This window comes from Rummeliibacillus sp. SL167 (assembly GCF_007896505.1).
Lineage (GTDB): Bacteria > Bacillota > Bacilli > Bacillales_A > Planococcaceae > Rummeliibacillus > Rummeliibacillus suwonensis.
Genome location: NZ_VCBM01000001.1, coordinates 1,475,621 through 1,490,151 on the forward strand (window position 1 = coordinate 1,475,621; position 14,531 = coordinate 1,490,151).

At 36.6% G+C, this 14,531-nt stretch carries 13 protein-coding genes; 4 read left to right on the plus strand and 9 right to left on the minus strand.

Going from position 1 to position 14,531, the window contains the following annotated elements; all coding sequences use genetic code 11:
• Positions 1–243: 243 nt before the first annotated feature.
• The 4 genes from FEZ13_RS06620 to FEZ13_RS06635 form a co-directional block, all read right to left on the minus strand.
• Positions 244–531, minus strand: a complete 288-nt coding sequence (locus FEZ13_RS06620) for a hypothetical protein (RefSeq protein WP_146551944.1) — start codon at positions 529–531, stop codon at positions 244–246.
• 346 nt (positions 532–877) lie between these two features.
• Positions 878–2,005 (minus strand): conserved virulence factor C family protein, encoded by a 1,128-nt coding sequence (locus FEZ13_RS06625; RefSeq protein ID WP_146551945.1) that lies wholly within the window; start codon positions 2,003–2,005, stop codon positions 878–880.
• A gap of 18 nt (positions 2,006–2,023) precedes the next feature.
• On the minus strand, positions 2,024–3,907 hold the full coding sequence (locus tag FEZ13_RS06630; RefSeq protein WP_146551946.1) for an ABC-F family ATP-binding cassette domain-containing protein: 1,884 nt from the start codon (positions 3,905–3,907) through the stop codon (positions 2,024–2,026).
• Between the two features lie 259 nt (positions 3,908–4,166).
• Complete coding sequence (locus FEZ13_RS06635) at positions 4,167–5,918, minus strand: formate--tetrahydrofolate ligase (protein WP_146551947.1); 1,752 nt, start codon at positions 5,916–5,918, stop codon at positions 4,167–4,169.
• Between the two features lie 487 nt (positions 5,919–6,405).
• Here FEZ13_RS06635 and FEZ13_RS06640 point away from each other — a divergent pair, with 487 nt between their 5' ends.
• Complete coding sequence (locus FEZ13_RS06640; RefSeq protein WP_146551948.1) at positions 6,406–6,606, plus strand: cold-shock protein; 201 nt, start codon at positions 6,406–6,408, stop codon at positions 6,604–6,606.
• Positions 6,607–6,788: 182 nt separating this feature from the next.
• Positions 6,789–7,265 carry an IS200/IS605 family transposase gene (tnpA, locus tag FEZ13_RS06645; protein ID WP_146551549.1) on the plus strand — a complete coding sequence of 159 codons (477 nt, stop codon included), beginning with the start codon at positions 6,789–6,791 and terminating at the stop codon, positions 7,263–7,265.
• 132 nt (positions 7,266–7,397) lie between these two features.
• On the opposite strand, the gene FEZ13_RS06650 is transcribed toward tnpA, so the two are convergent.
• From FEZ13_RS06650 to FEZ13_RS06665, 4 genes are all read right to left on the minus strand, one after another.
• Positions 7,398–8,705, minus strand: a complete 1,308-nt coding sequence (locus FEZ13_RS06650; protein ID WP_146551949.1) for a hemolysin family protein — start codon at positions 8,703–8,705, stop codon at positions 7,398–7,400.
• 311 nt (positions 8,706–9,016) lie between these two features.
• A complete protein-coding gene (locus FEZ13_RS06655; RefSeq protein ID WP_146551950.1) occupies positions 9,017–9,238 on the minus strand; it encodes a hypothetical protein in 222 nt (73 codons plus the stop codon).
• Positions 9,239–9,369: 131 nt separating this feature from the next.
• Positions 9,370–10,737, minus strand: coding sequence for an aspartate kinase (locus tag FEZ13_RS06660; RefSeq protein WP_146551951.1), 1,368 nt, complete (start codon positions 10,735–10,737; stop codon positions 9,370–9,372).
• Positions 10,738–11,321: 584 nt separating this feature from the next.
• The gene (locus FEZ13_RS06665; protein WP_146549957.1) at positions 11,322–11,516 is read right to left on the minus strand and encodes a zinc-finger domain-containing protein; all 195 of its coding nucleotides are present in this window, start codon (positions 11,514–11,516) and stop codon (positions 11,322–11,324) included.
• A 547-nt stretch (positions 11,517–12,063) separates the two neighbouring features.
• Between FEZ13_RS06665 and FEZ13_RS06670 the strand changes: the two genes are divergently transcribed.
• Positions 12,064–12,465, plus strand: coding sequence for a ribonuclease HI family protein (locus FEZ13_RS06670; RefSeq protein WP_146551952.1), 402 nt, complete (start codon positions 12,064–12,066; stop codon positions 12,463–12,465).
• Positions 12,466–12,751: 286 nt separating this feature from the next.
• On the opposite strand, the gene coaW is transcribed toward FEZ13_RS06670, so the two are convergent.
• Positions 12,752–13,579 (minus strand): type II pantothenate kinase, encoded by an 828-nt coding sequence (coaW, locus tag FEZ13_RS06675; protein ID WP_146551953.1) that lies wholly within the window; start codon positions 13,577–13,579, stop codon positions 12,752–12,754.
• A 503-nt stretch (positions 13,580–14,082) separates the two neighbouring features.
• Here coaW and FEZ13_RS06680 point away from each other — a divergent pair.
• Complete coding sequence (locus tag FEZ13_RS06680) at positions 14,083–14,499, plus strand: hypothetical protein (RefSeq protein WP_146551954.1); 417 nt, start codon at positions 14,083–14,085, stop codon at positions 14,497–14,499.
• Positions 14,500–14,531: the final 32 nt, after the last annotated feature.

Genomic DNA, 14,531 nt, shown 5'->3' on the forward strand with positions numbered 1-14,531 from the left:
CAACGTATTTTGTTAGCAAAGGCAAAGGGACCTCTTAAAATTTTCAACATTATTAGATGACCCAATCATTTATCTATTGATAAGTGAAACTTCACACAGTGTTGGTTTTCTTCTTTCCCTACTCATTGTGTGTTAGTTGAACGATCGGGCTTTTTACAGACAGTTGATCCACACGCTACTGATTATCAACTTGTTACTTGCGTCTTGATTGGGGCTTATTGCCAAATGATATAGGTTAAAGCTTTAAATGTCTTCAAATTGAACATGGGTAATTCCTGAAGAATTTATGGTAGCGCAATAATTATTAATTTCCATTAAAACCGATTGTGGCACTATTGTTTCACACTCACACATTATCGCAGGAATATTATGAATATGAACATGTCCATTAGTCGTCTGAAAACTTTGCGATAAATGGACATTTTTCTTTTCACAACTACATTTTCCACAAATCATAAATACGCCCCTTACTGCATCTTTTAGAAAGGCAATTTTAAAATAAATTGCAACAATAGACTTATCAAGAATCATTATATTAGTTCTTTATTCTCAATGTCAATAATTAAAGATAGTTCTAAAATCTCAAAATCATTTCCAAACTATCCATTCATTAAAATAAGTTCAAATTTTTAGTTCATTATCGTAACTTAGGATTGATTTGTGCTTTGCGAATGCTTTCCAAAGACCTCCGATAAGCCACGTGAGTCGTGTAAAACCGCAGCCAAAAAATAGGCTATCTGATTTTTATACCGCTTTAACAGGTAGTAAGATCCCCATCTCAAGATTTAAAGAAAAGCGAGATAGATTAGTGAGAACCCCCTACTGATGGAAGCTTTACCTTATGTCGAGAACAGATTTTGGTGTAGATTCTAAAAATCTATTCTTTTTTCTTAGCAGTCGCACGTGCTTCCGTCATTTGTTTCCAGACAGATCCCATTGCTTCTTCCCCATGTGAAATGCGGGCAATTGCCATCTTCGCTTGTAATTTCACTTCAAATTCTGCATCATCACTTGCCGCCTCTAATGCTCCTAAACAAGCTTCCGTCCCGGTTTCATAGAGGAACATAGCCGCACGCCAACGAACAAGTTTATTGCGGTCTTTCAAAGCTTGCATCATAGCTGGTTCAAACTCTACAAAGCCTAAATCACTCATACAATCACCCGCTGTACGACGAACAGCAGCACTTTTATCTTGTAGTGCTTGTACTAAACTAGGAACAACCTCTTTATCTTTAATCATGCCTAAATATACAGTTGCAAGGCGGCGAATAGACATTTTTTCATCTTGCAAGGCTTTTTGCAGCAATGGTAAATCGCTTACTTCCGGATCCGCCATCTGATCAAGCAATTGGAAACGAGTTTCCCAATCTTCAACATCAAAATCCTGTAACGATACTTTGCGTTTATGATTGTCAATTGCTATTTTTTGATTATTGCTAGCCGAAATAAGCCCTGTTATTCTGCGCTCTGGAAATGCTGCTTCCAATTCATCAACTACGCTTTGACCGATTTCGTCTTTTTCACCATATCTAACGCCATAATCTACCCATTTACGCTGTAAAATATAATTTTCATCACTTTGCATCGCTTGGTTAAATGCATCGATAAAGCGTTTCGCTAAACCAAATCGTTGTTCAGACATATTATCGAACACTTTTACTTGTAGTGGAATTCCTTTAAACATTTGCACATGAACATAAACTTCCCCATAGTGCTCGTTCACCTGCTCACCTGCTGATGTGCTATTTTGTTCACCAAAAGCATTACGAACAGCCGCTAATATATTTTCCCATTCATATTTTGCAATACGTTCAACTGCAAGAAAATCCGCAACGTGATAAACACCTTTCACACCTTCAATAGCAAGAATATCTTGAATCTCTTTCGGAGCATCCTGCTTGTTTTTTTCATTGTAATTATTGGCCGTTCCAAAAGGCAACTCTTGATCTAATATTACTTTCATCGTGTTTGGACTTGGAGTGGGTTCAATCGTTACTATTTTCATCTCTTTTACCTCCTCATTTTACCCGTTCACTATATCTTGTAAGTATTCCCATCGTTCAATAAGATGTTCGTATTTTGCATTCAAGTCATCTAACTCTGCTGTTAAGTTTTGTAGTAAAGTGAAGTCAGAGCCTGCTGCTGCGATTCTTTCTTCCTTATCTATAATTGCTTCCTCCACTTTGGCAATATCATCTTCGATTGTTTCCCATTCTTTTTGCTCTTTAAATGACAATTTTTTCTTTTGCACTTTCACTTTTTGTTCTTTCGTTTTTTCTACTTTTACTTTCTTGACTTGAGATGGCAGTTGAGTTTGCCTTGATAGATAATCACTATACATTTCCAAGCTTTCTTCGACACGACCATTGCCATCTAAAATCCATAGTTTTTTCGCTATTCGATCGAGGAAAAATCGATCATGAGAAATCGTCACTATGACACCGGGAAACTGCTCGATAAAATCTTCTAATACTGAAAGTGTTTCGATATCTAAATCATTTGTCGGTTCATCTAGTAATAGCACATTTGGCTGTTCCATTAATAATTTCAGCAAGTATAAACGTTTTCGTTCACCACCAGATAATTTTCCAATTGGTGTCCCATGTGTATGCAATGGAAATAAAAAACGTTCTAACATAGATGCCGCTGAATGATGTTCGCCAGTGGCATCTTCAATATCATTGGCGGTTTCACGAATATACTCAATCATTCGTTGATGGATATCCATCGTAGGTAGATGTTGTGTGAAATGCGCAATTCGTACAGTTGAACCTGCGTCAATAACACCTGCATCCGGCTGAAGATCACCGGCAATCATATTCAATAATGTACTTTTCCCTACACCATTAGCACCAATAATGCCAATTCGATCCCCTTGTTGTAAAAAAAACGAGAAATGTTCGATCAGTTGCTTATGTTGATAACCTTTTGAAATATCTTTCGCTTCAATTACTTTTTTACCTAGTCTTGATGTTGCTAATCCCAATTCAAGATGACTATCTTCCGTTTTATGTTCAAGTTTTTCTGATAGTTCATCAAAACGTTGAATCCTTGCCTTTTGTTTTGTCGAACGAGCTTGTGCACCACGTCTTATCCATTTTAGTTCGGAACGATAACGATTACGCATCTTGGCTTGGGTTGCAATCGTCATTTCCTCTCTTATCGCTTTTGCTTCTAAATAAGCCGCATAATTTCCATTATGCCTGTACAATGTTTGATCAGCTAATTCATAAATATGAGTTGAAGTCGCATCGAGAAAGTAACGATCATGTGTGATGAAAATGACTGCACCCTTAAGTCTCATTACCATTTCTTGTAACCATTCAGTAGCCTGTACATCTAAATGGTTCGTCGGTTCATCTAATAAATATAAATCAGCTGGTTCTATTAATACTTTTGCTAAAGCTACTCGTTTTTGTTGACCGCCAGAAAGGTTCACCACTTGTGCTTCAAATGTACTTATTCCTAGTTTCGTCAATGCGGTTTTTGCCAAAGCATTGACATCCCAAGCATGTTGTTGATCCATTTGCTGCTGTAAACGAAATAGTTTTTCCTGCAAAGAATTCGATTGAGGATCACTACTTAACGCAGCAACCGTTTCTTCATATTCACGATTAAGTTTTAAAATGGGAGAATCTCCAGCAAAAACCGCTTGTAAAACAGTTTCTCCATCTGCAAAGATAGGATTTTGTGGCAAATAAGCAATGTGATATTTATTAGGATGATCTAATTCAATTGAATCTGCTTCTAATTTTTCAGCTAAAATGGCCATTAAGGTGGACTTTCCTGTTCCATTTATACCGATTAATCCTACTCTTTCCCCTTCTACGATTGTAAATTCTATATTTTCAAATAGGGTTTTATCCCCTACTGTTTTCGTACAATTTGAAACAATTAAATGACTCATAATTTCCCTTCTCTTTCTAACCTCTCTTAATATAAAAAGTCTACCACAAATCGATGCTATCCTTCAGCCATTTGCTTTTCAATTTAAATGTTCACAGGAAAACCCTACCACTCCGCTTTCGTCTAAAAACTCAACTGAATAAAGACAAAAAATCTGCCCATCCTTCCCATTAGATTGAGCAGATTTTCCCTAATTTATGGAATCCTTATTTTGTACAAATGTTCTTTGTAAATATACTATCAACTATTCATGCTAGTCTCTAAAATAACCCTACAGCATTCCCGTTGTCATCTACATCCATTTTCAATGCAGCAGGTGCTTTTGGAAGCCCTGGCATTGTCATAATATCACCTGTTAAGCACACCAAAAATTTCGCCCCTAGCTTTGGAATAATTTCTCGAACAGTTATTGTAAATCCTTCAGGACGACCCAATAGAGTAGGTTGATCTGAAAGTGAATACTGTGTTTTTGCCATACATATTGGCATTGTATCCCAACCAAACTTTTCAATCTCAACCATTTGCTTTCGCGCTTTGTCTGTAAAATTCACATCTCGACCACCATAAACTTTTTGAACAATTGTCCGAACCTTGTTTTCAATGGAATCTGTTACATCATAAATGGGTTTAAAATGATTTTCGGTTTGAATGACTTCTAATACAGCTTTCGCAAGATCGATTCCTCCTGCTCCGCCCTCCTCCCATACATTTGTAAGAGCAATTTTAATATGATGCTCTTGACACCATGTGATGATTTCATCCATTTCCGCTTCTGTATCTGTCACGAAACGGTTCAATGCCACGATTGGTTCTACTCCAAATTGACGTACAGTATCGATATGTTTGGCAAGGTTCGCAATCCCTGCTTTAACTGCTTCAACATTCTCTATTTTTAACTGTTCTTTATCCATACCACCATGCATTTTTAGTGCACGTACAGTTGCAACAATCACGACTGCATCAGGCTTAAGGTTTCCTTGAACAGATTTTATATCCATAAATTTTTCTGCGCCCAAATCCGCACCAAAACCAGCTTCTGTCACAACAATATCTGCCAGTTTACGCGCAGTATTGGTTGCTTGTATGGAGTTACAACCATGTGCAATGTTTGCAAATGGACCACCATGAATAACAGCAGGCGTTCCTTCAATTGTTTGTACAAGATTTGGTTTGAAAGCATCTTTTAAAAGAAGCGTAAGTGCTCCTTGTACACCTAAATCTCTTACAAATACAGGATTTTTATCATAAGTATAACCGATAACTATATCAGAAAGTCTCTTTTTCAAATCTTGAAGATCTGACGCTAAACAGAAAATAGCCATTATTTCTGAAGCAACTGTAATATCAAAGCCATCTTCACGAGGTGTACCTTGTCCAGCACCACCTAGACCAATAACAATATGACGCAACGCACGATCATTCATATCTAATACGCGCTTCCAAATAATTCTTCGCGGATCAATCCCTAACTTGTTTCCTTGCTGGATATGATTGTCGATTAATGCTGCAAGGGCATTATTAGCTGTTGTAATTGCATGAATATCACCTGTAAAGTGAAGATTGATGTCATCCATTGGTAAAACCTGAGCATGCCCCCCACCAGTTGCGCCACCTTTTATCCCCATAACAGGACCTAAAGAGGGCTCACGAAGAGCGACCATCACATTTTGTTGCAATTGATGCAAAGCATCAGCAAGACCAACTGTGACGGTTGATTTTCCCTCTCCAGCTGGTGTAGGATTCGTTGCAGTTACAAGAATTACTTTTGCATCAGGAACATGGTTAGATAGTTTGCTAACATCGATTTTTGCCTTATATTTGCCATAAAGTTCTAATGCTTCTTCTGGAATTCCTGCTTTTTTAGCTATTTCCACTATTGGTTGCATCGTTGCATTTCTAGCGATTTCTAAATCTGATAGAGTTCGAACAGTTTTTGACACAGCAGTTCCTACTTTCGTTTCAAATATTAAAGGTGGATAAGATGATACTAACAAAAATAGAGTTTTCTTCATCTCCTCTACTTTTGTTAGCTGAACCAATCGAGCTTTTACAGGCAGTTCACCTTACGTCAATCCTTCTGCTTATTCATGCTGGATCTTCTGTAAAATCAAAATAAAGTGAAGCTTCCATCAGTGGGGGGTTTCTTCCTCTCCCACTGAACTAGAAGAACGGAAGTGAAAAGCGCCACGTCCTGTGGCAACACCTGAGGGATCAACATCCTGCCCGTCCAAATCAATCGGACTTTTATAGGCAGTTCATCCCATCTATCTTTCTCGTTTCTCTCTAAATCTTGAGATGGGTGTCTTACTGCCCGTTAAAGCGAGATAAATTTTACGCACCTTTTTGCTAAATTAACCATACTATAAAATAGATTATTCATCAATTAGGGCTAAATATCGACAAATAATTGACATTGCATAAATATTCATGTATAGTTTATCCAACATTAATTGTTCAATAGATGTAAAAAAATTGAATTTGTTGTTGGGAGGAACGCGTATGCACCAAGGAAAAGTAAAATGGTTCGATAACGAAAAAGGTTATGGTTTTATTGAGTACAATAATGGTGATGACGTTTTTGTCCATTTCACAGGCATTCAAGAAGAAGGATTCCGCACATTGGAAGAAGGACAAGATGTGAGTTTCGATATTATCGTAGGAAACCGTGGGCCTCAAGCGGCAAATGTGATTAAATTATAAAATAGTCATAATTAATAGTAGAGCTATTCAAGTCATACGACTGAATAGCTCTTATTGTAGAATTGAAAACCCCTTGCTATGCGAGGGGTTCTAAAAAGCTTTTAGCTATGGACAGAAAAAAAACCCCGGTCGTACAATGGAGTTAGGTCTAGCCAACCGACTCTGTACGAAAGGGGATCCAAATGGATAATAAAAGTTTAGCACATACAACATGGAATTGTAAGTATCACATTGTTTTTGCACCAAAATATAGAAGACAAATTATATACGGAAAGATAAGAGCAGATGTAGGAAAAATATTACGCCAATTATGTGAAAGAAAAGGCGTTGAAATAATAGAAGCAGAGGCTTGCCCTGATCATATTCATATGCTGGTAAGTATTCCACCGAAATTAAGTGTTTCATCCTTTATGGGCTATTTAAAAGGAAAAAGTAGTTTAATGATTTTCGACCGACATGCAAACTTAAAATATAAATATGGAAATCGGAAGTTTTGGTGTCGTGGATTCTATGTAGATACAGTAGGCCGGAACAGAAAAGTGATACAAGAGTATATAAAAAATCAATTGCAGGAAGATATTTTGGAGGATCAAATGACGATGAAAGAATTCATTGATCCTTTCACAGGTGAGGAAGTAAAACCTAAAAAGAGGAAATAAATAGAACCACTTTAGTGGTAGTGTGAGAACGGAGTGCGGTTGGCGGACCTTTCAGTATGTCTTTAGACATGGGCCAGTACCCCAGCGTTTCACGCGCAGAGCAAACCACCAGTTATACTGGTGGCTCTGATTTTATGCTCCTAACTTTTTTGCTTCAATTCTGACGATTTGATGTTTATTGACTTGATTTACGATAAATTGAAATCCATCTACCTCAAAAAAATCCCCTTCTTTTGCATTATCTTGATGTGACATAAACCAGCCACCGATTGTGTCAATGTCTTCCTCTATGATTTGAACACCTAACATATTGCTTACTTGATTAAGTAATACTTTACCATCGAAGCTGAAATGCCCATCGCTCACCTTTTGGATCTCTGGTAGTTCATCATCATCGAATTCATCACGAATTTCACCAACAATTTCTTCGATAATGTCTTCAATCGTTACCAGTCCGGAAGTACCACCATATTCATCAAGTAATACAGCCATATGGATTCTTTCTTTTTGGAATTTTATGAGAAGATTATTGATGGGCACAGTTTCTATAATACGAATAATAGGCTGCATATAATCTTGCACGGTTTTAGAGCCACAATTTTCATCTACAATCAGTGCTGATAAAAGTTGTTTCATATTAACAATTCCAATTATATGATCTTTATCACCATCTATAACGGGGTAGCGAGTATATTGCTCCACGTTCATCAGTTCGAAAACTTCATTTAACGTCATTTCTTTATCGAAACTTACGATTTCCGTCCGAGGTACCATAATTTCTTTGGCAATCCGTTCATCAAACTCAAAAATTTGATTCACTAATTTATATTCGGAAGGATTGATTTCACCATTCTTGTAACTATCTGATAAGATCATTCGCAATTCTTCCTCACTGTGAACCTCTTCACCCTCAGATTGCATTTTCAAGCCAAAGATACTCGTCAAAGCTCTTGCTGAACCATTCAATAATTTGATCACAGGATACATGATGTTGTGAAAAAGTATGAGAGTGCCTGAAAAATTTAAAGTAATTAATTCTGCTTGCTGAATCGCTAATGTTTTTGGTGCTAATTCACCTACCACGACATGTAAAAAAGTAACAACAGAAAATGCAACTATAAAGGATAGAATGGAAGCAGTATTTCCTTCAATACTCAGCATTTCAAAAAGTGGATGTAATAATTTTGCTGCTGTTGGTTCACCAATCCACCCTAAACCTAGTGCTGTAATCGTAATCCCTAGTTGACATGCTGATAAGTATTCATCTAGATGCGTGATCACTTTTTTTGCTTTGTTGGCTTTCTTGTTACCATCGGATATCAACTGATCAACTCGTGTGGGCCTCACCTTTACAATAGCGAATTCAGTTGCTACAAAAAATCCAGTCATTGCAATTAAAATAACAAACAGAACTAAATTACTGGCTATCTCAATGTCCAAATATGGTCTCTCTACGCTGATTTTTCAACGTAGAGAATTCACCTCCCGTTTTCTTACTATTCTAAATTTATAGGAAATCCTATTAAAAAAGCAACTTTAAGGCATCATTAGTTTATTAATTTTTGGTCAAAAATAGAAACAAGTTCATGGTGGTCTGAAGAAATTCCAATCATCTTTTTCATAACATCAAAATATGGTTGACAATGAACGGATAAGATACTTATGCAACCTGTAAAAAACAGTTGGATGGGAAAATCACTTTTCCCATCCAACTGTTTCATAGATTGATTCCTTATTTACTATTTCAAGCCTTATCCCATATTATATGGCTGTAGGCTCTTCCCATTCAAGACGCCAAAAACAAGTAGAAGATATCTGCCTGTAAAGTGAAGCTTCCATCCGTGGGGGTTTTCTTCATCCCCCACTGAACTAGAGGAACGCAAGTGAAAAGCGCCACGTCCTGTGGCAACACCTGAGGGACCAACTCTTGCCCGCCCGAAGCAATCGGACGCATGTGGCAGTTGATCCCCCATCTATCTTTTTTGTTTCTCTCTATATCTTGAAATGGGGATCTTACTGCCCGTTAAAGCGGGATAAAAGATCTTTTGACCCAACTAACACACAGTGTAAGATGAAGAAGATACACCCTTGCGTGAGTTTCACCTTATCTTACTGCTGCAACTGCAAAAAACTCATCATATAAAGCTTGTAAAATAACATTTTCAAACTTCTCTTGTACGCCAAAGGACAAACTTACCTCTGATGAACCTTGATTGATCATTTCAATATTCGCACCAGTTTTTGCGATAGCAGCTGTGGCACGAGCTGCTAAGCCCGTATTGTTATTCATCCCTTCCCCTACAATCACAATCATTGAGAAACCGTGACGGAAGTAAACATCATCAGCATGCAATTCATTATATACACGTTTGACAATACGTTCTTCTTTTTCTGGTGATAATTGATGGCTTCGAATGATGACGGAAATATCATCCAATCCTGATGGTGTATGCTCATAAGAAATATGTTCTTCTTCTAAGATTTGTAGTAATTTACGTCCAAACCCTATTTCTCTGTTCATCAAATATTTACTTACATATAAAATAGAAAAGCCTGAATCTGCCGAAATACCTGTAACAGGTCGATGGTTCTCTTTACGTTTTGAAACTATTTTCGTACCCTCCACTTGCGGATTATTTGTGTTTTTAATATTTACTGGAATTCCCAATTTTACAACAGGCATCAATGCTTCATCATGGAATACAGAAAAACCTGCATAGGATAATTCGCGCATTTCTCTATATGTGATTTCTTGAATTTCTGCCGGATGGTTCACCACTTTAGGATTTGCGCTAAATACACAATCTACATCTGTAAAGTTTTCATATAAATCTGCTTGAACAGCGGCAGCTAAAATGGAACCTGTGATATCAGAACCACCACGATCAAAAGTACGCAATACACCAGATTTTGTATATCCAAAAAATCCAGGAAAAACGATTACTTCTTTCGAATTTTTCAATGAACTTAAATTGTCATAAGCATCAGGTAACGCCATTGCTCGTTCTGGTGCATCGTTCACAATAAGCCCAGCCTCTTTGGGACTAACATATTTCGCATTTACACCAACACTTTTAAAATAAGCGGCAATCATTTTTGCATTATTATCTTCACCGCTTGCTTTTAATGTGTCAAGTAAATATTCCTCACTAACTTTTGAAGCTTCATGAATACGAGCATGTAAATCTGTCGTGATTTCTTCAATAATGGCAAGATCAAGACCTAGACCTTCTGCATTTTCTTTATATCTCGAAACAACCTTTTGTAATTTATCTTCATATTTTTTGCCTGCAATGACCGCTTTTGCTAACTGGATCAATAAGTCAGTCACTTTTATGTCTTCACTAAATCGTTTCCCCGGTGCAGAAACAACAACAATTTTTCGCATAGCATCCGACTTTACAATAGCCACTACTTTTTTGACTTGTTCTGCACTCGCCACAGAAGTTCCACCGAATTTACATACTTTCATCTCATCAGATCCTTACGTTTTATTTATATTAAGTATTTATATTTGTATTTTTATAAGAAACAACTGTTTTTTCACAGTGTACAAATTATCCTGATAATAGTCAATACCTTTAAAGAAACTATTATTATAAGATTCAAAAAAATAATCATAAGAAGTAATGTCCAGTCATTTCTTTTTTATTGATCATTATATCCAAAGTTCTTCAAGCTTGCTCGAAAAGTACCTCTTCCGAATTCGTGGCATCCGCCGACCGAGGGCATCTTGATTTAACTGACGTTTATACACCTGCTCAATCGAGAATAAAGACGTATTCTTCTACTGAATCAAGATAAAAACACCATAAGATTATCATTCTTAGGGTGTTTTTATCAATATTATTTTTATCCTGTGTTAACGGGCAGTAAAACCCCTACATCAAGGTGTAGAGAGATACAAAGTGGGGGACCAACTGCCCATTTGGTTTGGACCAACAAGATGTTGGCCCCTCAGGTGTTGCCACAGGACGTGGCGCTTTTAACCTGAGTTCTTCTAACTCAGTAGGGAATGAAGAAAACCACACTGATAGAAGCTTCACTTTATATGAATTATGCTTTTGTATATACTTTTAGTAATTCTTCGCCTAAAAATTGTAATTGTTCTCCAACTGTGCAAGATGCGATACAAAATTTATGAGCACCGGTTTTCCCCCGCTCTTTCCGCATTTGTTTTTTCACCAAACAGTCTGAACAATAATTTTCTAATAGTTCATCAATTTCCTTGATGATGGTGCTCTGCTCTATCAAATGAAATCACCTCATTTTGCAGTGTTTATCTATTCTACTACCAGTATGTGTTAAAATGCAAGTATCATTTATGCCCTTGCTTAATGACGTCCGAATTTTTTCGACTTTGCTCGAAAAGCTCTTCTTCAAAGTTCTCGACATCCGCCAGTGACTTTGGGGCAACACGATGTTGATTACTCAGGCATCACTATAGGATATGGCTCTTTTAGCCTGAGTTCCACCGTTTCAGCGGAAGTTTATACATCTGCCGAATAGGAAGCAAAATCTCATTCAGCTAGCCAAATCGAATTGGAAGTCTTCTGTACCTGCTATGCTCTCGGTACAAAAAAGATTTGCTACTACCTCTGCGCTTTCGTCGCATAAAACATTTGCTGAATCAAGATAAAATAAAAAATTCTACAGTGGTGGGCGTTTTTTCACTTTCATCGTGTGGGAGTTGAACTAATCAATTTTGGATCCAACATATGCCCCTGTTTATGATCGGCGTTTTGTAGTAAGATCTTACTGTCCGTTAATGCGGGTAAAATGTGGGAGTGATCATGTGATGTTAGAAGTGTATATTGATGCAGCAAGTGCCGGAAATCCTGGTCCTAGCGCTATTGGTATCTTTATAAAAGGTGAAGGCCACCAAGTGAAAATCAGTGAATCCGTTGGCATAACGAATAATCATATAGCTGAATTTATGGCACTTATTCGAGGATTACAAGAAGCTGCCAAGCTATCAACAGGAATCATTTCTGTGCGCTCTGATTCAAAAATTGTCGTAGCTTCGATTGAAAAGGAATTTGTAAAAAATGAAGAATATAAACCCTATTTAAACCAAGCATTACAGTTAATCGAACCATTTGAATTATTCTTTATAAAATGGATTCCAGACTCTCAAAACAAAGCAGCAGATGCCCTTGCGCGAAAAGGGATTCAAAAAGGAAAATATAAAAATAAGTAAGCAGGATCAAATTTTACTTTATGCAAGATTTCGTCAAGTTATTTTCACTTCTTCAAAAACTACTATTATTAATTCTGTCCATTTTTTGTTTAACAATTAAGAAGGGAAAATGTTTTTCAGAACCTCTTTTATTCGTCAACTTAAGCTTGATACAAATGCCTACTTTTATGCCTAAACTGAAGAGTCGCGCAGTGGAGGAGTTCTTCATTCCCCACTGCGTATTCATTGAAGCAAATCATCGTACTTTTACTCACTTATTTTTTCTTCAATCATTAATTTTTTTCGATTATTCAAGAATATTCATTAACGCACCGATGGCTCCGCTGAAACCATGATCTTGCAAAAAAACCGGTGTTTTCTTTTTTAATATCGTATAATGAGAAATTATCTCTCGTAATTTATCATTATTATCTAAAGTTGTACCGATATAAATAATATGCTCCGTATCCCGCTGTTCTGCTAATTGAATACTCAGTGTAGTAATGACTTCACCGACCAAACCTTGCACAGTTGCCAAAACATCTTCAGGCTCATATTTTATGACTTCTTTTATTCCAACTTTTCCAAAATTACTAGCTGTTAATGTTGGTTTCAGCTCAGCTGGCGTATCCATACCTTGGTAAATATCCTGCACCAATAAATCAATACCATGACGTTTGCCGTTTTTGGCAAGTTGAAGAACTTCTTCATAATCATGAATACCTGTTATCAATGATGCAAGCCCAATTAATGTGCCCCCACCAACACCTGTTCCCCCAACTCTCATATGTTTTTCAGTATCCATATAATGTATAGACGTTCCCGTACCAATATTCGTAATGATGCTTTTTTCAAAAAGATGGCCTTCTTTTTCTAGCTGGTACCGGACTCCTTTGAGTGTTGCCTCGAACTCTACTAGATAATGAACAGAATCGACCATATCTAACATCATCTTGATTTGTTCCGTTCGACCACCCGTTAACCCAATTTCACGTATATCATATTGATGAATCCAATTTAAAACAGCTGATAAGTCACTGGATGGAAAATGTTGTAATTGGAGTTCATGCTGATCATTTAAATATGCCAACTTTGTAAGCGTTCCTCCAGCATCTATTCCAATTGTCTTTGTCATACAAATCTGCCCCTTTTTAATCGCCACTAACACTTTAATCCGTTATAACTGAATGTGCAATTTGTTTTAAAAATGATTGTCCCCTGTTTTTTTATTACGCTGATCCGTAATACCAAAACAATATTTTTTAAAATGAAAATTCACACAGTAGAAGTGTTTTTCATCTCCCATTGTGTGTATGTTGAACCAATCGGACATTTACAGACAGTCGTTCCCCACCTATCCCCTCTTTTTGCTGGAGTTTTGATGTGAATGCCTTATGCCCGTTACTGTAGAATCCATTTTTGATTTCATACCAAGGATATGGATCATCCACTAGAAATCGAAAATAGTTTGCTTGAATTCACATTTTAGACAAATTAAATTTTACCCATTATAGCATAATAGACAATCTTTGAAAATGCTTTCAAAAATGAATATAAGAAATATATAGACACCTTATCAATTTTGCAGAATAATAAGAGTATACATTATATTTATTTTTTGAGGTGACTATGCACAATATGAATACATTAAATAATAATGAGGAAAAAAAGGCAAGAATTGCAAAGGAAAGAGAGCTAGTACTTTCAAAAGCTCAAAATAGTCTATCAACTATTTTCTACTTTAATTTAGAGGAAACTTATAAACATGAACGCACCATACGCACATTACAAAGAGGGGCAAAATTAGAATTAGATAATCGTCGTGATGAAATTATTGTAAAATATGGTTTACACATCATTGGTAAAATCCCCAAAGACTTCATACAAGAAATTTCTGAATCATTAATGAGAAGTCATAGTTATCAAGTAACCGTCTTAAATATACTGGGACGAGATGGTATGGATTATCAAACAACAACTGTCATTGATAATAATGAAGAAAAAATATTGAAGCACCTAGGTGTTGAAATCTTAATCGAATTTCCAATGGCTTAAAGTTTTTTTATAAATATCTATTGTGCTGATAA